Raw genomic sequence first — 16,526 nt, 5'->3', positions numbered from 1 at the left:
AAATAACAACCAAAACCCCCAAAACAAAATGCAATTGTTTTTGAGTTGAGTACAGACGTGTGGTATTCACATGTGACAGATCGCCGCTGCCGGGGCGGCCACCGACCGGTGACCGCCCCGGCCCTCAGTGCCCTGCCACCCCGCTGAGCTCGTTCGGCTCGTGGGGCAGCGTCACGCTCCGGCGCTTCTCCCCCGTCGCCAGGTCGATCAGGTGCACCTGCCGCGTCGCCGGGTCGGTCACGTACACGTCGGCGCCGCGGGTGAAGATCGCCGGGCGGGGCTGTTGCCACTCCAGCGGCTCCTCCCACGGCCCCGTCACCGGGATCGTCCGCACGATCTGCGCGCTCACCGGGTCGATCACGCGGATCCCGCCGTCGGTGCCGAGCACCAGCGCCTCACCCTGCGGCCCGCGCGCCAGCGAGCGGAACGTGTAGCTCGTGCCGATGTCGACCAGCCTCAGCGTCCCCGCGACCGTGTCGATCAGCGAGACCTGCCGCGGCCGCTCCAGCTCCGCGTCCTCGTCCTGCTTGTAGTCGCCCAGCACGATCGGCGACGCGTCCGAACCGGCCTGGTTGCCGATCCGGCCGTACTCCGTCGGGCTGGTCACCTTCCGGATCACGCCGTCGCGGTAGACGAGCACCCCGTTCTCGCAGCCGATCACCACCGCCTCGCCGGCCGCGGTCGCCTCGCCGTGCACGCCGGGGCACTCCTCACTGCGCGTGAGCTCCTTCCGCGCGTCGTCGAGGACCGCGATGCCGCGCCGCTCCTCCTCGTTACCCAGCGTCACCACGAGCCGCCCGTCGGACAGTTCGATCGCGACCCCGTGGTGCGGCTCGGCGGACCGGTACACCTCGGTCGCCGGCTGCCCGCCGGACAACCCGGCCGGGTCGAACGCCGTGACCTCCCCGGTGCCGTCGGAGAACAACACGGTCCGCCCGGCGTGCCGGACGACGTGACCGGGCTTCGCGCCGGGGAACTTCACGTCCGTCAGCTCCGCCGACACCGCGTCGAGCGCCTGGAAGCCCTCCGCGGTGGACACCATCACGTGCCGGTCGTCGCCGGCCGGGTTGAGCCGGTTGAAACCGGCCAGCGGCAGGTCCGCCTTCTGCTCGAGCGTGTCGCCGTCGAGCACCAGGATCCCGCCGTCGTAGGTGACCACGACCGGGTCGGTGACCTCCGGCGCGGCGGACGGGCTCGTGCCGCACCCGGCCAGCACCAGGCCAGCCACAATGGACAGTGCAACTCTCTTCACGGAACAACCTTTCTCAGTGGGAACCGGCAAGGGCGGAGACGATCGCGTCGGTGTTGGACCGCATCAGCTCCAGGTAGGTCGCCGCTCCCCCGCCGGGCACGGTGAGCGACTCGGAGTGCAGCGGGACGACCCGCACGCGCACCCCGGCCTGGTCGGCCAGCACCCGCGCGAGACGGTCGGGCTGCGAGGAGTCCGCGAAGATCGCGGGCACCCCGGCGGCGCGGATCGCCGCGGCCAGCTCGGCGAGGTCGGACGGGCTCGGCGAGGCGAGCGTGGTGCCGCTGGGCACGACCGCGCCCACGACCTCGAAGCCGTAACGCTGGGCGAGATAACCGAAGACGTGGTGGTTGGTGACCAGCTTGCGCCGCTCGGCCGGGATCGTGGCGAAGCGCTCGGCCATCCACGCGTCGAGCGCGTCCAGCTCACGCACGTACGCGTCCGCGTTGGCGCGCACGACCGCCGTGTCGGCCCCAGGCACCCCGGCCACCTCGTCCGCGATCGCCAGCACCACCGCGCGCATCCGCCGCGGATCGGTCCAGAAGTGCGGGTCCGGCTCGCCCCCGGCGTACGGAATGGGGTCGGCGGCCTCGCCCGCGGCCAGCGTCGGCACACCAGCCCGGACGGCCGCGTCCACGTTGCGCGCCACGCCCTCCTCCAGGCCCAGTCCGTTGTGGACGACCAGGCCGGCGTCCTCCAGCAACGCGGCCTCCTGCGCGGACAACGCGAACGAGTGCGGGTCCGCGCCGGGCCGCATCAGCACGGTCACCTCGGCCTGGTCTCCGGCGATCGCGCGGGTGACGTCGCCGAGGATGTTCGTCGTCACGACCACCCCGGCCCGGTCACCGGCGCCGGAACAGCCCGCCACGAGCAGCAACGCCGCCAGCGCGGCCGCCAGCCGCCTCATCGCCCGGTCTCCACGAACAGCGCCGGCGCGATGCCGGTGGGCAGGGTGCGGGCGATCCGCAGGTTGTCGGCGTAGTCGATCTCGTGCACGACCCGCGCGGCGACGTCGTTCACGTACGCCCGGCTGGTGTCCAGGTGGATCGCAGCGCCCGGATCGACCGGACCGCTGATCAACGGACGGCGCGCGGTCTCCGCACCGGTTTCCGGGTCCAGCGCGTGCAGCACGCCGTCGGCGGTCAGCGTGAGCACGGCTCCGCCGGAGCCGACCGCGTTGACGGCCACCACCGGCCCGGTATCCAGCAACCGCCAGGTCTTCTCGGTCACGTCGAGCACCCAGACACCCCGGTCGCCCGCGCGGGCGGTGAGCGTGGCGCTGCCGGGACGGTGGGTGAACTCCACCGCCCGCGGACCGCCGGCGGGATAAGGGATGTGGACCGCGGCGAAGTCCTTTTCGGACACGAGCACGGCACCGTCCGCGCAGCCGATCACCACACCGCGCCGCGTGACCGCGGACCCGCGCGGATCGGCGCAGACCGGCTCCAGCACGCGTTCGGTGACCCCGTCGCGGCCGCGGACCTCGACGGCGCCGTCGGCGACCACCAGCCGCTCCTCCAGCGGGACCGCCACCCCCGCGGCTTCCCGGCCGTCCAACGCGGTGCGCCCCTCGGCCACCAGCGCGGTGACCGTGCTGTCGGCGTGCGCGGCCACAACCGGGCCGCCGGGCCGCGTGCCCGCCGCGGTGGGGGCGGTGCGGTAGTAGTGCACGTGGTCGCCGTGGTCGACCATCCAGGACCCGCTGTCCACGACGTGCACGGTGCTTCCCGCGGACAGGTAGGCGAAGCGCCCGTCGGTGGCGATGCGCTCGACGCCCGGCGCCGGCGGCAGCTCGGTCATCGACTCGGTGATCAGGTCCAGCACGCGTACGGCGCTCGCCCGGTCGGTGAGCACCAACCGGGGTTGCGCCTCGGCGGTTTCCTCGGCGCCCTCGATGTAGCCGTGCGGCGGTTCGGCGGGCGGCGGTTCCGGGGCGCAGGCCGCGAGCGGAAGTGTGGCGAGCAGGGCGAGCGCCTTGCGCGGCACGCGGTCCCGCAGGCGCGCGGCGAGGGCCGACAACCCGAACAGCGCCACGGCCACCGCGGCGATCGTCGCGCCGGCGGCGGTGCCCCAGTGCCACGAGATCAGCAGCCCGGCCGTCGTCGCGAAGGCGCCGAGCAACGCGGCGATCAACATCACGGCTGGGACGCGCCGCGCCCAGTACAGGGCGGCCGCGGGAGGCGCGACGAGCAGGCCGAACACCAGCAGCGTGCCGACGACGTGGAAGGACGCCACGATCGCGAGCGTGACCAGGCCGAGCAGCGCGGCGTGCGCCCGGCGCGGCCGGAGACCGAGGGTGTGCGCGGTGCGCTCGTCGAAGGTCAGCGCGACGAACGAGCGGTGCCCGAGCAGCGCCACGACCCCGGCGACGGCGAGCGCGACCGCCAGGAACAGCAGATCCCGGTCGCGGACCGCGAGGACGTCGCCGAACAGGAACCCGGTGAGGTCCACCGCGAACGACTGCGACCTGGACACGATGATCACGCCCAGGGCCAGCATGCCCACGAAGAGCAACCCGATGCTCGTGTCCTGGGATATCCGGCGCGACCGGCCGAGCGCGGTGACCCCGGCCGCCATCGCGCCGGCGCTGAGAGCCGCGCCGAGCACCGGGCTGCCGCCGAACAGGGCCGCGAGCGCGACCCCCGGCAGCATGCCGTGCGACATCGCGTCACCGAGGAAAGCCAGGCCCCGCAACACCATCCACGTCCCGGCGAGCGCGCACACGCCCGACACCAGGACCCCTCCCCACCAAGCCCGTTGCACGAAGGACACCTCGAACGGGGCGATCAACCACTCCACAGTGGGTCACCCTATAGTGAAAACGATTATCGTTACAAAGGGGAGGAGCTATGACGCGGAGCACGATCCGGACGAGCGTTGCGCTCGACGAGTGTGGGTCCGGGGCGCGCCACTCACCGGAGTGCCGTCGCAGGGAGGGCCAATGACACGGAACACCAGCCGGACGGGCGTGGCACTCAATGGAGTGTTGTCCAGGCGCGCAGCACCCACCGGAACGTCGTCCGGGGAGAACCCATGACCCAAAGCGCCATCCGAACAGGCGCGGCACTCAACAACGTGTCGGCCGGATACGCACGACAAGTCGTCCTGCACGAGGTCTCCGCGGTCTTCCCCGCCGGCGCCGTCACCGCCCTGGTGGGCGCCAACGGCTCCGGCAAGTCGACCGCACTGAGCGTGCTGGCCGGGATCGTCCGGCCCGCCGCGGGCAGTGTCGAGCGGCCCGCCGGGCGCGCGGCGCTCGTGGTGCAGCACGACGCGGTGCCCGCGCTGCTGCCGGTCACCGTGTGGGAGACCGTCGAGATGGGGCGCTGGGCCGGCCACCCCTGGCGGCGGCTGTCGCGGCATGACCGGGCGGTCGCGGAGCGGTGCCTGACGAGGCTCGGCCTGGATCAAATCGCCGGTCGCCGGCTGTCCGCGCTCTCCGGCGGGCAGCGGCAGCGCGCCCTGGTCGCTCAGGCGCTCGCGCAGGAGACGGACCTTCTCCTGCTCGACGAACCCACCGCGGCGCTCGACGTGCCTGCCCGGGAGACGATTTCCCGGACACTGCGCGAGGTCGCCGACAGCGGTGTCACGGTCGTGCATGCCACGCACGACCTCACCGAGGCCCGAGCCGCCGACCACTGCGTGCTCCTGCGACAGGGGCGGGTTCTCGCCGAAGGGCCCTCGGAAACCGTCCTCAGCCAGGACAATCTGCTCGACGCGTGGCACTGACGACCAGGAAGGAGCAGCCATGAATCCCGAGGCAGCAGCCGGGGTCTTCACCGCGGCCAGATCGGAGTTCGCCGCCTGGTCAGGCCGCCTGTGGCGGCCGCTCGGCGAGATCCTCACCGCGCTGGCGCGGCCACGGCCGGGCGACCGCGTGCTCGACGCCTGCTGCGGCGCCGGCGCCTCCGCCATTCCGGCCGCCCGCGCGGTCGGACCCGACGGCGTGGTCGACGCGATCGACGTCGCCGAAGGGCTGCTCGACGAGGGGCGCCGGGAGGCGGCCGCCCACGGGCTGAGCAACCTGCGCTTCACGGCCGCCGACATCCTCGCCTGGCCGCACGACGGCTACGACGTCGTGCAGAGCTCGTTCGGCGTGTTCTTCTTCCCGGACATGGACGCGGGCAGCCGCCGCCTCGCCGGGCTGCTCAAGCCCGGCGGCCGGTTCGCGGTGAGCACCTGGCGGGCCGACGGCATGTCCCGCATCGTCCCGATCGGACGCGCCGCCGCGCTGCCGGACCACCCGGAACTGGCGGACGCGCCGCCGCGGCCCAACCACAGCGCCCGCGTCGACACGGCGGACAAGCTCGCCGGCTGGCTGTCGTCGATCGGCCTGCGGGACGTCGAGGTGCGGGAGGTTGCCTACGTGCAGCCGCTGCACCCGGAGGACGCCTGGACGTTCTACCTCGGCTCGGCGATGCGCGGCTTCGTCACCGGCCTGCCCCCCGACGCGCTCGACCGGGTCCGCGCCCGCTTCTTCGACGGGCTGCGCGAAGCCGGGCTCGACACACTCGACGCGGGCACGCTGATCGGTGTCGGACGCCGGCCCTAAACCCCATCGCCGTCATCCCATCCGGTGAATCCGGGCCGAGACCCGTCCCAGGAGTGTTGAACTGTGTTCACACTGTCCGCGGAGGTGGGTGGCGTGGCGGACCGGGCCGAGGTGGAGATCCGGACGGCGGTCGTGGACGACGAGGTCGTGCGCGTGCACGTCTCCGGGGAGGTGGACCTGCTGACGGTCCCGTCGCTGGCCGAGGCGCTGGCCGCGGCCGGGCGGCTCTCGCCCCGGCTCATCGAGGTCGACCTGTCCGCTGTGGACTTCCTGTCGGTGTCCGGCGCCGCCGAGCTGGCCCAGACCGCGGCGCGGATCCCGGTCCAAGTCGGACCGGCCAGCCACGCCTCCAGGGTGGTGCTCGCCGCCGCGGGACTGGACCACCTGCTCGCCTGACAGGACTGTGCCGGTGACAGGACAGTGCCGGCCCCCCGAAGAGGGCCGGCACTCGAAGTGTGGTCCGGATCAGTACCAGTGTGCCCTGCCGCCGACCTTCCGGCCGGTGCCACCGAGGATCGCCAGTGCCGCACCCACGACCAGGAGCACGATCCCGATCGTCCAGATGATGTTGATGCCGGTCAGCAGACCGACGATGAGCAGGATGACGCCAAGAACGATCATGGCAACTCTTTCTGCCTGCAGGACGGGCCGCGCCGCCGGTCCTGCTCCGATGGGGACCGGCCAGCGATACCCGGACGGGTGATCGCGCAAACCCGGTACGCCCCGGTACGAGGCGAAGTTGCTGCGTCGCGACCACACCGTTGCGCCACGTAGACCAAGAGCGTTTGCGAACCGGTCAGTACCCTTCCGCTCCGCCGTTGCGGCGGGGGTCCGCACAGGACCGCAGCGACCCGCCGTCCAGCGTGACGCCCTCGAAGTTGCCGGTCAGCGAATGCCACGGCCCGAGATCACGCAGCCACAGCCCGCGTTCGGCGCAGCGGCGCCGGAACTCGCGGTCCACGCCGGGCGCGAACCCGTGCTCCAGCGTCACGCCCGGCAACCACCCGGCGGCCGGCTCGTGCGGCCGCACCCCGAAGCGCGGCGCCGCCACCGACTCCTCGATGGACATCCCGAAGTCCAGGAGGTTCACCAGGTTCTGCAGCACGCACGCCACCAGCGACACCGACGGCGACCCGGACGCGATGACCGGCACGCCGTCCCGCAGCACCAGGTTGGGCGCCAGGTAGACGGTGGCCCGCTCCCCCGGCCACGGCATGCCGCGCTGGAAGAACGACCCGCCGCCGGAGAGCTGGAACCCCTCCGCGAACAGCCCGTTCACCCACGGCGAGGCCATGTGGGAGTGCGTGACCGAGGCGATGTTGCGCTGCTCGTCCACCACGGTGACGTGGATCGTCCCGGGCACCGGCGTCGGCACGGACGGCGGCAGCGCGCCGAGCCGGTCCATCCGCCGGGCCGCGAAGTCCTTGGACAGCAGCGTTTCCACGTCGGCGGCGGCCGTGCGCGGTGGCGCGTAGTACACCTCGTTGTGCACGGCGACCAGCAGGTCCAGCGTGTCCACGCAAGAGTGCGCGGGGCCGCGCAGGTCCACCAGCTCCAGCATGTTGAGCGCCTCGATGAGCTGGCACCCGCCGTCGTCCGGCGGCGCGGACGCCACGACCTCCACGTCCCGGTAGGTGCCACGCAGCGGCTCGGACCACTGCGCCTCGTACGCGGCGAAGTCCTCGGTCGTGATGACCCCGCCGCCGCGGGCGCACTCGGCGGCGAAGGCCCGCGCGAAATCGCCCAGGTAGTAGTCCAGGTCCTCGTCCCGCAGCCGTTCCAGCGTGCGCGCGACCCGGTCCTGACGCAAGGTGCCGCCGGGCGCGATCAGGGTGCCGCCCGGCAGGAACGCCTCCCGCGCCTGCTCGTGACACCCGAGTTCGGCGCGGTGCGCGTACATCTCGCCGAACAGGTAGGGGTTGACCGCGAACCCGTCCCGCGCGAGCTGGACGGCGTCCCGCATCAGCCGATCCCGGGACAGCCTGCCGAACCGGTCATGCGCGGCGCGGAAGGCAGGCCACCAGCCGGGGACGGGGACGCCCCGGCCGGTGGTCAGGTCGGCCCCGGTGAACCCGGGCAGCGGCGCGAGCGGGGCGGCGACGTTGCCGTTGAGGTAGCTCGCCTCGCCACTCGCGCCGTCCCAGTGCAGCATCTCCAGGCCGCCGGTCAGCGCCGTCATGTGTGGTTCGACCACCAGCTGGGTGGCCGCCGCCGCGAGCGCCGCGTCGGCGGCCGTGCCGCCGTCGCGGAGCACGTCGATCCCGGCCCGCACCGCGAGCGGGTGCGAGGTGACCACCATGCCGCGCTCGGCCTCGACCGGCTCTTTCGGGCCGTAGGCGGCCGAACGGGCCAGTTCGTCCGCGGTGCGGGCGTCCATCAGGCCTCCGCCAGCGACTTGCGGCGCTGCTCGTCGACCGCGGCGGGCATCGCGAACAGGGCGACCAGGATCGAGACGGCGCAGATCGCCGTCATGTACCAGCCGAACGCGGCGTTGGTGCCGGTGAGGTCGAACAGCCACACCGCGATCAGGCCCGCCGTCGAGCCCAGCGCGGTGGTGCCGATGTTGTAGTTCAGCGCCGACGCGCTGGCCCGCACCTCGGCCGGGAAACTCATCACGTAGGCCGTCGTCAGCGGCGCGCCGACGAAGTTGTTGATGAAGGTGAACGCGACCACCGCGACCACCGCCAGCCACAGCGAGCCGGACCCGATGGCGAGGAACGTCGGCACGGTCAGCACGACGAACAGGCCGTAGCCGACCACGAGCGGGATCCGCGCGCCGTGCTTGTCGGCGAGCTTGCCGCCCCAGATCGCCGGGATCGGGCCGATCGCGTACGTCAGCAGGGAGGCGAGCAACGCGTTGTTCTCGGCGAACCCGGCCTTCACCATCGCGGTGACGAAGTAGGCCTGGATGACGAACGAGCCGACCCGCTGCCCGGCGCCGAGGCCGATCGCCCGCAGCATCGCGCCCCAGTGCTCGCGCACGGCGGTGCGGAACGGCGTCTGCTTGACCTTGTTCTGCTCGGCCAGCTCCGCCATTTCCTTGAACTGCGGGGTTTCCTCGACGTGACGGCGGATGTAGATGCCGACCAGCGCCATCGGGATCGACAGCAGGAACGGGATGCGCCAGCCCCAGTCGTTGAACGCCTGCGCCGGCATCACCGAGATCACCAGGTAGGACACCAGGGTGGCGAGCAGCGGACCGACCGAAGTGGACGCCACGGACAGCCCGGCGAGGTAGTTGCGCCGGTTGCCGCGCTCGTGCTCGAAGATGAAGTTGGCGGCCGTGGTGTACTCCACGCTCGCCCCGATGCCCTGCAGGACCCGGCAGAACAACAGGATCATCGGCGCCGCGATCCCGATCGCCGCGTAGGTCGGCAGCAGCCCGATGCCCGCGGTGCCGACGCTCATCACCGCGATCGTCAGCAGCAGCACGAACCGGCGGCCCTTGATGTCGGCCAGCGGTCCCAGCACGATCGCCGCCAGCGGCCGCAGCGCGTAGGACAGCACCACGCCCGCGTAGGTCGACAGCAGCGCGGCGGTCGCGTTGCCCTCCGGGAAGAACTGGCGGGAGATGATCACGGCCAGCGTGCCGTAGAGGCCGAAGTCGTAGTACTCGACGACGTTGCCGAGCATCGCGGACATGATCACCTTGCGCCGCGAGCGCAGGTCCGTCGAGGCGGGCGCGGACGCCCGCGTGTCGTGGTCGGTCAACGGATCTCCTTGCGGGGGTTCAGGGCCGGAAGCGGTCCGGCCGGAAGGGCTCCAGCATCGGGTGGGGCTCGCCGGTGCGGATCTCGCCTGCCAGCAGCTCTCCGGCGATCAGGCCGAGTGTGGCGCCGGAGTGGGTGAAGGCGACGTGGCACCGCGGCACGGCGGACAGCTCGCCGAACACCGGCTCGCCGTCGCCGGGGATGGGCTTGCGTCCGAGCTTCCAGGACGCGGCGGTCAGCGTGACCCCGCCGTCCAGGAGCGCGGAGGCCTCGGCGGCGAGTTCCTTGACCACCGACTCGTCGATCGAGCACGTGCCGTCGGCCGCCTCGGTGATCCGGTCCTCGTACCAGTGGTGGTCCAGGGCGAACGTGCCGCCCGGGTTGGGCCGCAGCGCGACGCGCGGGGTGTTCAGCACGGACTTGACGCCGGCGTCGGCGGGTTCGGTGAGCACGAGCATCGACAGCGGGGACGCGTCCGGGATGGTCACGCCCAGCTCCGCGACGACGGCCGGGGTGGCGGCGCCGCAGGCCACCACGACGGCGTCGCCCTCGAACCGCTGTCCCCCCGCGGTGGTCACCCCGGTGGCCACTCCCCCGGCGGTCGTGACGCTCGCCCGGCCCGCGCCGGTGACGATCTCGCCACCGAGCGCGGTGAACTCCGCGGCCAGGTGCTCGATCAGGTGCGGCAGGGACACCCAGCCCTCGCCCGGGTTGTGCACGGCCACCTCGGGGAACGCGGCCGGGTCGAGGCCCGGGTGGCTCGACACCAGCTTGGAGTCGTAGCCGTGCGCGACCTCGGCGCGGTGCCGGTCCCGCATCGCGTCCTCATCGAGGCTCCAGTGCAGCCCGCCGTCGAAGCGGAGCCACTCGCGGGCGGGGTCCTGCGCGAAGAGCGTGCGGTAGCGGTCGATCCCGGCCATCCGCAGCGCGTGGTAGGCCGCCGAGCGGGTCCCGGCGGAGTTGAGCCAGGACAGCGACCGGCCGGAGGCGCCGTCGGCCAGCTCGCCCTCGGTCACCAGCGTCACCGCCACGCCGTCGCGCTGCAGGTGCGTGGCCGTGGAGACGCCGAGAACGCCCCCGCCCACCACGACGACGTGCTTGCCTGCGGTCATCGGGAAAGATCCCCCTTCTGGGCGTGTGCCCGTTCGATGATGCGAAGGACGTCCACCGCGTCGCGCGGATCGACCGGTGGTTCGCCGCCGGTGGCGATCGCGGTGGCGAGCAGCCGGTAGAACTCGCCGTAGTCCCCGGGTTCCGGCTCGACCCGGCGGGTGTCGCCGCGGACGCCGAGCGTGCCCCAGTTGTCCCGCGGCTCGTGCCCGAACCCGTCGTCGCCGGGCCGGGCGCCGTTCTTCAGCGCGTCCTCCTGCGGGTCCAGGCCGTGTTTCGTGTAGCCGGCCCGGTCGCCGAGGACGTGGAACCGCGGGCCGGGCAGCGCGGCGAGGCCGGTCATGAACAGCCGGGACCGGGTGCCGTTTTCGTGGGCCAGCACCAGGAACGTGTCGTCGTCGCCGTCGCCCGCGCCGCGGCGGAGGACGTCGGCGTGCACGTGCGCGACCGGGCCGAACAACTGGATCGCCTGGTCGATCAGGTGGGTGCCGAGGTCGTACAGGATGCCGCCGCCCTCGGCCGCGCCCGCGTGCGCCTTCCAGTCGCGTGGCCCCTGCGGCTTCCACCACTCGAACCGGGACTCGAAGGTGTGCACCCGGCCCAGCTCACCGTCGTCGATCAGGCGCCGCAGGGTCCGGAAGTCGCCGTCCCAGCGGCGGTTCTGGAACACCGTGAGCACGCGGCCGGCGAGGTCGGCCTGCTCGATCAGCGCCTCGCCCTGCTCGCTGGTCACCGCGAACGGCTTGTCCACCACCACGTGCAGGCCGTGGCCGAGCGCCTCCGCGGCGAGGCCGGCGTGTGTCGCGGGCGGGGTGCCGATCACGACCAGGTCGAGCTCGTGCGCGAACAGCTCGCCGGGGGTCGCCAGGACCGTCGCGTGTGGATACTCGGCGCGGGCTTGTGCTGCGCGCTCCGGGTTTCCGGTGACGATGTAGTCGAGCGAGTAGTTCTCGTCGGCGGCCAGGAACGGGGCGTGGAAGATCCGCCCGGACACCCCGAAGCCGATCACGGCGGTGCGGATCACGACTCCACCCCGTACACGGTGCGGGCGCGCTCGGCGGAGATCCGGCCTTCGGCGACGTCCCGGCGCACCTGGTCCGGGTCACGCTCGGACGGCGGCCCGTAGCCGCCCGCCCCGGCGGTCCGGATCGACACGCGGTCGCCGGGCTGCAGGCGGGTGTAGCCGTGCTCGACCGGTTGCGCCCCTTCGGAGAGCTCGACCCCGGCGCTCGCGCCCGGCCCGCCGCCGAACAGGCCCCACGGCTGCGAGCGCTGCCGCGAGGTGTCCAGCCAGAAGTGCACGTCGGACTCCTCGACGCGGACCGTGCGCCGGATGCCCATGCCGCCGCGGGTGCGGCCGTCGCCGCCGGAGTCGTCGATCAGGGCGTACTCCTCGACCACCAGCGGGTACTCGGTCTCCAGAGCCTCCACCGGCAGGTTGCTGGTGTTGGTCATGTGCACCTGCACGCCGTCCATGCCGTCCTTGCCCAGCCGCGCGCCGCACCCGCCGCCGATCGTCTCCAGGTAGACGAAGTAGCGGCCGGTGCGGCTGTCCACCCCGGAGAAGTGCACGCCGGTGTTGGCGCCGTTGCTCGCGGCGGTCACGGTCTCCGGCACCGCATCGGCGAGCGCACCGTGGATCAGGTCGACCACGCGCTGGCAGGTCTCGCTGCGGCCGTTGACGGCGGCGGGTTCGGCGCAGTTGAGCACCGATCCACGCGGGGCGTTGATCGTGACCGGCCGGTGCAGGCCGGCGTTCGGGATGATGTCCGGGTCCACCAGCGTCTTGAGCGAGTAGTAGACCGCCGCGTACAGCGCGGTCCACACGACGTTGACGCTGGCCCGGACCTGCGGCGGCGCGGTGAAGTCGAACGTGACCTCGTCGCCGTGCACGGTGACGGTGACACCGAGGTCGAGTTCGTCGTCCAGCTCGGGGCAGTCGAAGCGGTCCGCGAAGGTGTAGGTGCCGTCGGGAACCCTCGCGATGGCCGCGCGGGTGCGGCGCTCGGTGTAGTCGAGCAGCGCCGCGGCCGCCGCCACCAGCGTGTCGCGGCCGTACCGCGCGGCCAGCTCGGTGTAGCGGGTGACGGCGAGCCGGTTCGCGGCGATCTGGGCGCGCAGGTCCGCGCGGCGCTCGTGCGGCACCTGGCAGTTGAGCAGGATCAGCTCGAACAGGTCGTTCTGCAGCTCGCCCCGGCGCATCAGCCGCACCGGCGGGATGCGCAGGCCCTCCTGGAAGATGTGCGCGTGGCCGCGGTCGCCGAAGTCGGCGTGGTGGGCCAGGTTCGCCACCCACGCGGTGATCTCGCCGTCCAGGAACACCGGCGACACCAGCACGATGTCCGGCAGGTGCGAACCGCCGCCGGTGAACGGGTCGTTGCCGATGAACGTGTCGCCCTCCTCGATCGTCCCGGCCGGGTAGCGGCGGGTGATCTCGTCGACGATGCCCATCAGCGAGCCCAGGTGCAGCGGCGAGCCGCCCTCGTCCTGTGCGAGCATCCGGCCCGCGGCGTCGAACAGCGACGCGGTGCAGTCGCGGCGTTCCTTGATGTTGGTCGAGTAGGCCGCGCGCACCAGCGTCTCGCCCATCTCCTCCACGATGGACGACAGCGCGGAGCCGATCACCTCGACCAGCACGGGGTCCTGCATGGTCTTCCCTTCCGTGTGGGTCATCGGCCCACCGTCACGACGAGGTTGCGCAGCTCGTCGACGACGGCGACGTCGCCGGGGAGCAGCAGCGTGGTGGTGTCCATCTGCTCGACGACCGCGGGGCCGTCGATGCGGTGGCCGGGTTCGAGGAGCCTGCGGTCGTACACCGGGCATTCGGTGAACCCGCCGCTCTCGGGCAGGTAGACCTCACGGGTGGCGCGGATCGCGACGCTCGCGTCGGCGTCGCCGAGCGGGGCGCGGTGCAGCTCGGCGCGGGACACCTCGCCGATCGCCCGCAGGCGGAAGGTGACCACCTGGACCGCGTCCTCGGCCGAGGAGTAGCCGTACATCCGCTCGTGCTCGGCGGCGAACCGCTTGGTCAGCTGCGCGACGGTGTCCGCGGTGATCACTCCCTCCGGGACGGGCACCGGCAGCTCGTGGTTCTGGCCCGCGTACCGCATTTCGGCGAACCGCTCGACGCGGCGGCGCTCGGCGGGGACGTTCTCCTCCGCCAGCCAGGCCGTCGCTTCGGCCTCCAGTTCGGCGAACACGCCGGCGACGGTGGTTTCGTCGGGCGGCGAGATGCGGGTGCGCAGGAAGTCGGCGCGGATGTCGGTCATCAGCAGGCCCGCGGCGCACTGCGCGCCCGGTGTCTCCGGCACCAGCACGGTGCGCATGCCCAGCTCGCGGGCCAGGCGCACCGCGTGCAGCGGGCCGGCGCCGCCGAAGGGCACCAGGACGTAGTCGCGCGGGTCGTAACCACGCTGCACGGAGATGACGCGGATGGCGCGGGCCATGTTGGCGGTGATGACGCGCACGATGCCCTGCGCCGCGTCGAGCACGTCCATCCCCAGTGGACCGGCCACTGTGGACACCGCTGCGCGGGCCGCCCCGGCGTCGATCTTCATCTGCCCGTCCAGCAGGTACTCCGGGTTGAGGACCCGCAGCACCACGTTGGCGTCGGTGACGGTCGGCTCGGTGCCGCGGCCGTAACACGCCGGGCCCGGATCGGCGCCCGCGCTGCCCGGGCCGACCTTGAGCGCGCCGCCCGCGTCGATCCACGCGATCGAGCCGCCACCGGCGCCGACGGTGTGGATGTCCAGCATCGGCGCGCGCACCGGCCTGCCGTCGATCTCGGTGCCGCTGGAGGACTTGGGCACGCCATCCTGGACGAGCGAGACGTCGGAGGAGGTGCCGCCCACGTCGAAGGTGATGATGTCCGGGTAGCCTGCCGCGCGGGCGATCTCGGCCGCGCCGACCACGCCGGTGCTGGGTCCGGAGAGGACCATGCGGGAGGGCATCCGCTCGGCGGTCTCGAACGGGATGATGCCGCCGTTGGACTGCGTGACGTGCGGGGTGGCGCGCAGGCCGAGCTCGCCCAGCCGGGTGCGCAGTTTCGCGAGGTAGCGGGCGACCACCGGGCCGAGGTAGGCGTTGACGACCACTGTGGACAGACGCTCGTACTCGCGGAACTCCGGCAGCACCGCCGAGGACACCGAGACGTGCACGCCGGGCAGTTCCTCGGCGAGGATGCGCTCGGCGGTCCGCTCGTGGCCGGGGTCGACGAAGCTGTAGAGGAAGCAGACGGCGACCGCTTCCACGTTCTGCTCACGCAGCTCGCGGGCGAGCGCGCGGACCTGCTCCTCGTCGAGGGGGCGCTCCACCCGGCCGTCGTGGCGGACCCGCTCGTCCACCTCGAGCCGCAGGTCGCGCGGCACCAGGGCGGCCGGCTTGTCGGCCTGCAGGTCGTAGAGCGACGGACGACGGCCGCGCCCCAGTTCCAGCAGGTCGCGGAAGCCGGCGGTGGTGAGCAGGCCGGTGCGCGCGCCGCGCTCGGTGAGCAGCGCGTTGGTGCCGACCGTGGTGCCGTGGGCGAAGTAGCCGACGTCGCCGAGGTCGCGTCCGCCGATCTCGTCGAGCAGCTGGGACACGCCCGTCACGATCGCCCGGCCGGGGTCGTCCGGGGTGCTGGACACCTTGCGCACGTAGAGGCGCCCGGTCTGCTCGTCGAGGGCGCAGACGTCGGTGAACGTGCCACCGGTGTCGACGCCGATCCGAAGTGTCATGTGCTGGGCCTCGCTTGAGTGAGAACCTTCTCAGTACCTGTTGGGTGAGAACCTTCTCAGTCGGTAGTAGTCTCAGTCAAGACTTGATTCGCTGACGGCTCGTTACCGGGGGAGGCGCGCAGGTGACCACGCACGGAGCCTCGCTGATCGACGTGGCCCGCGCGGCCGGGGTGTCCACGGCGACCGCGGGGCGCGCGCTCGGCGGGTACGGGCAGGTCAGCGAGCGGACCCGGGAGCGGGTGCTGGCCGCGGCGGCCGAGCTGGGGTACCGGCCGAACGGGCTGGCGCGCAGCATGGTCACCGGCAGCACGCAGACGATCGGCGTCGTGGTGACGGACGTGGCGAACCCGTTCTTCGCCACCGCGTTGCGCGGGATCACCGACGTGACGTCGCCTGCCGGGTTCGAGGTGCTGCTGGCCAACACCGGCGGTGTGCTGGAAGCCGAGCAGCGGGCGGTCAGCGTGATGTCGGAGAAACGGGTGGACGGCGTGATCGTCGCGGCGGCGCGGCCGGGCGAGGGGGCGCACCTGCGGCGGGCGATGGACGCCGGGGTGCCGGTCGTGCTGATCGACCGGCAGGTCAGCGGGGTGCCGGAGGCCGACAGCATCACCGTGGACAACGACCACGCGGCGGCGGAGGCCGTCGGGCACCTGACGGAGCTGGGGCACCGGCGGATCGGGGTGATCACGGAGGCCGGGGACCAGCTGGCGCGGGTGCGCACGGGCAACCGGCGGCGCGGGCTGTTCCCGAGCGCGGTGCGGCTGCGGGGGTATGTCAGCGCGCTGGAGGCGGCGGGGTTGCCGGTGGACGCCGGGCTGGTGGCTTCGGCGCGGTACGACCGCGAGTCGGCGTATGACGCGATGAACCGGCTGCTGGACCTGCCGGAGCCGCCGACGGCCGTGTTGTGCACCGACAACGTGCTCGCGTCGGGCGCCTACCGGGCGGCGCAGGACCGCGGCCTGCGGATGCCGACGCAGCTGTCGCTGATCGGCTTCGACGACGAGCCGTGGACGACGCTGGTGCGGCCCGAACTGACGATCGTGGAGCAGCCGACGTACGACCTGGGCGCCCGCGCCGGACGGCAACTGCTGGACCGCATCACGGACGGCACCGCGTCCCGGCGGCCGCAGCACATCCAGCTCCGGGCGAAGCTGGTCGCGCGCGGGTCGACGGTGCCGCAGTAGCCTTTC

At 72.7% G+C, this 16,526-nt stretch carries 13 protein-coding genes and 1 pseudogene; 4 read left to right on the top strand and 10 right to left on the bottom strand.

The genetic code is table 11. The features are described from left to right. Positions 1-124 precede the first annotated feature (124 nt). The 3 genes and pseudogenes from aztD to aztB form a co-directional block, all read right to left on the bottom strand. Positions 125-1,228 (bottom strand): zinc metallochaperone AztD, encoded by a 1,104-nt coding sequence (gene aztD / locus ABZ193_RS04810; RefSeq protein ID WP_354708958.1) that lies wholly within the window; start codon positions 1,226-1,228, stop codon positions 125-127. A 37-nt stretch (positions 1,229-1,265) separates the two neighbouring features. Beyond that, positions 1,266-2,156 carry a zinc ABC transporter substrate-binding protein AztC gene (gene aztC, locus ABZ193_RS04805; RefSeq protein ID WP_354708951.1) on the bottom strand — a complete coding sequence of 297 codons (891 nt, stop codon included), beginning with the start codon at positions 2,154-2,156 and terminating at the stop codon, positions 1,266-1,268. A gap of 1,076 nt (positions 2,157-3,232) precedes the next feature. Continuing rightward, positions 3,233-4,048: pseudogene (gene aztB, locus ABZ193_RS04800) on the bottom strand (zinc ABC transporter permease AztB); the annotation flags it as partial. 234 nt (positions 4,049-4,282) lie between these two features. Here aztB and aztA point away from each other — a divergent pair. The 3 genes from aztA to ABZ193_RS04785 all read left to right on the top strand — a co-directional run bounded on the left by aztA (position 4,283) and on the right by ABZ193_RS04785 (position 6,197). Further along, the gene (gene aztA / locus ABZ193_RS04795) at positions 4,283-4,978 is read left to right on the top strand and encodes a zinc ABC transporter ATP-binding protein AztA (protein WP_354708950.1); all 696 of its coding nucleotides are present in this window, start codon (positions 4,283-4,285) and stop codon (positions 4,976-4,978) included. Between the two features lie 19 nt (positions 4,979-4,997). Further along, a complete protein-coding gene (locus ABZ193_RS04790; RefSeq protein ID WP_354708949.1) occupies positions 4,998-5,801 on the top strand; it encodes a class I SAM-dependent methyltransferase in 804 nt (267 codons plus the stop codon). A gap of 63 nt (positions 5,802-5,864) precedes the next feature. Further along, a complete protein-coding gene (locus tag ABZ193_RS04785) occupies positions 5,865-6,197 on the top strand; it encodes an STAS domain-containing protein (protein WP_354708948.1) in 333 nt (110 codons plus the stop codon). A 69-nt stretch (positions 6,198-6,266) separates the two neighbouring features. On the opposite strand, the gene ABZ193_RS04780 is transcribed toward ABZ193_RS04785, so the two are convergent. The 7 genes from ABZ193_RS04780 to ABZ193_RS04750 form a co-directional block, all read right to left on the bottom strand. After that, positions 6,267-6,422: a DUF6131 family protein gene (locus tag ABZ193_RS04780; RefSeq protein ID WP_020422901.1), complete on the bottom strand. Its 156-nt coding sequence runs from the start codon at positions 6,420-6,422 to the stop codon at positions 6,267-6,269. A 175-nt stretch (positions 6,423-6,597) separates the two neighbouring features. Next, positions 6,598-8,178: a gamma-glutamyltransferase gene (locus ABZ193_RS04775; RefSeq protein ID WP_354708947.1), complete on the bottom strand. Its 1,581-nt coding sequence runs from the start codon at positions 8,176-8,178 to the stop codon at positions 6,598-6,600. Further along, positions 8,178-9,512 (bottom strand): MFS transporter, encoded by a 1,335-nt coding sequence (locus ABZ193_RS04770; protein ID WP_354708946.1) that lies wholly within the window; start codon positions 9,510-9,512, stop codon positions 8,178-8,180. Before ABZ193_RS04770 ends, ABZ193_RS04775 begins: the two co-directional genes overlap by 1 nt. A 19-nt stretch (positions 9,513-9,531) precedes the next feature. Next, entirely contained in the window at positions 9,532-10,623 is a 1,092-nt protein-coding gene (locus tag ABZ193_RS04765; protein WP_354708944.1) for an FAD-binding oxidoreductase, read from the bottom strand. After that, complete coding sequence (locus ABZ193_RS04760; RefSeq protein ID WP_354708942.1) at positions 10,620-11,645, bottom strand: Gfo/Idh/MocA family oxidoreductase; 1,026 nt, start codon at positions 11,643-11,645, stop codon at positions 10,620-10,622. The genes ABZ193_RS04765 and ABZ193_RS04760 overlap by 4 nt, the downstream gene beginning before the upstream one ends. Next, on the bottom strand, positions 11,642-13,294 hold the full coding sequence (locus ABZ193_RS04755; protein WP_354708941.1) for a hydantoinase B/oxoprolinase family protein: 1,653 nt from the start codon (positions 13,292-13,294) through the stop codon (positions 11,642-11,644). The genes ABZ193_RS04760 and ABZ193_RS04755 overlap by 4 nt, the downstream gene beginning before the upstream one ends. Then, entirely contained in the window at positions 13,291-15,336 is a 2,046-nt protein-coding gene (locus ABZ193_RS04750) for a hydantoinase/oxoprolinase family protein (RefSeq protein ID WP_354708940.1), read from the bottom strand. The genes ABZ193_RS04755 and ABZ193_RS04750 overlap by 4 nt, the downstream gene beginning before the upstream one ends. 122 nt (positions 15,337-15,458) lie before the next feature. On the opposite strand from ABZ193_RS04750, the gene ABZ193_RS04745 reads away from it, so the two are divergent. Next, positions 15,459-16,520: a LacI family DNA-binding transcriptional regulator gene (locus tag ABZ193_RS04745; protein WP_237338623.1), complete on the top strand. Its 1,062-nt coding sequence runs from the start codon at positions 15,459-15,461 to the stop codon at positions 16,518-16,520. Positions 16,521-16,526: the final 6 nt, after the last annotated feature.

The organism is Amycolatopsis sp. NPDC006125 (assembly GCF_040614195.1).
Lineage (GTDB): Bacteria > Actinomycetota > Actinomycetes > Mycobacteriales > Pseudonocardiaceae > Amycolatopsis_E > Amycolatopsis_E tucumanensis.
The sequence above is the reverse complement of the archived record's forward strand: the minus strand, read 5'-3'. Positions and strand labels throughout refer to the sequence as shown.

Bases quoted from the DNA above. Each gene is read 5' to 3' on its own strand.
- aztC (WP_354708951.1), bottom strand. From the start codon at position 2,156: ATGAGGCGGCTGGCGGCCGCGCTGGCGGCGTTGCTGCTCGTGGCGGGC.
- aztA (WP_354708950.1), top strand. From the start codon at position 4,283: ATGACCCAAAGCGCCATCCGAACAGGCGCGGCACTCAACAACGTGTCG.
- ABZ193_RS04790 (WP_354708949.1), top strand. From the start codon at position 4,998: ATGAATCCCGAGGCAGCAGCCGGGGTCTTCACCGCGGCCAGATCGGAG.
- ABZ193_RS04780 (WP_020422901.1), bottom strand. From the start codon at position 6,422: ATGATCGTTCTTGGCGTCATCCTGCTCATCGTCGGTCTGCTGACCGGC.
- ABZ193_RS04775 (WP_354708947.1), bottom strand. From the start codon at position 8,178: ATGGACGCCCGCACCGCGGACGAACTGGCCCGTTCGGCCGCCTACGGC.
- ABZ193_RS04765 (WP_354708944.1), bottom strand. From the start codon at position 10,623: ATGACCGCAGGCAAGCACGTCGTCGTGGTGGGCGGGGGCGTTCTCGGC.
- ABZ193_RS04755 (WP_354708941.1), bottom strand. From the start codon at position 13,294: ATGACCCACACGGAAGGGAAGACCATGCAGGACCCCGTGCTGGTCGAG.
- ABZ193_RS04750 (WP_354708940.1), bottom strand. From the start codon at position 15,336: ATGACACTTCGGATCGGCGTCGACACCGGTGGCACGTTCACCGACGTC.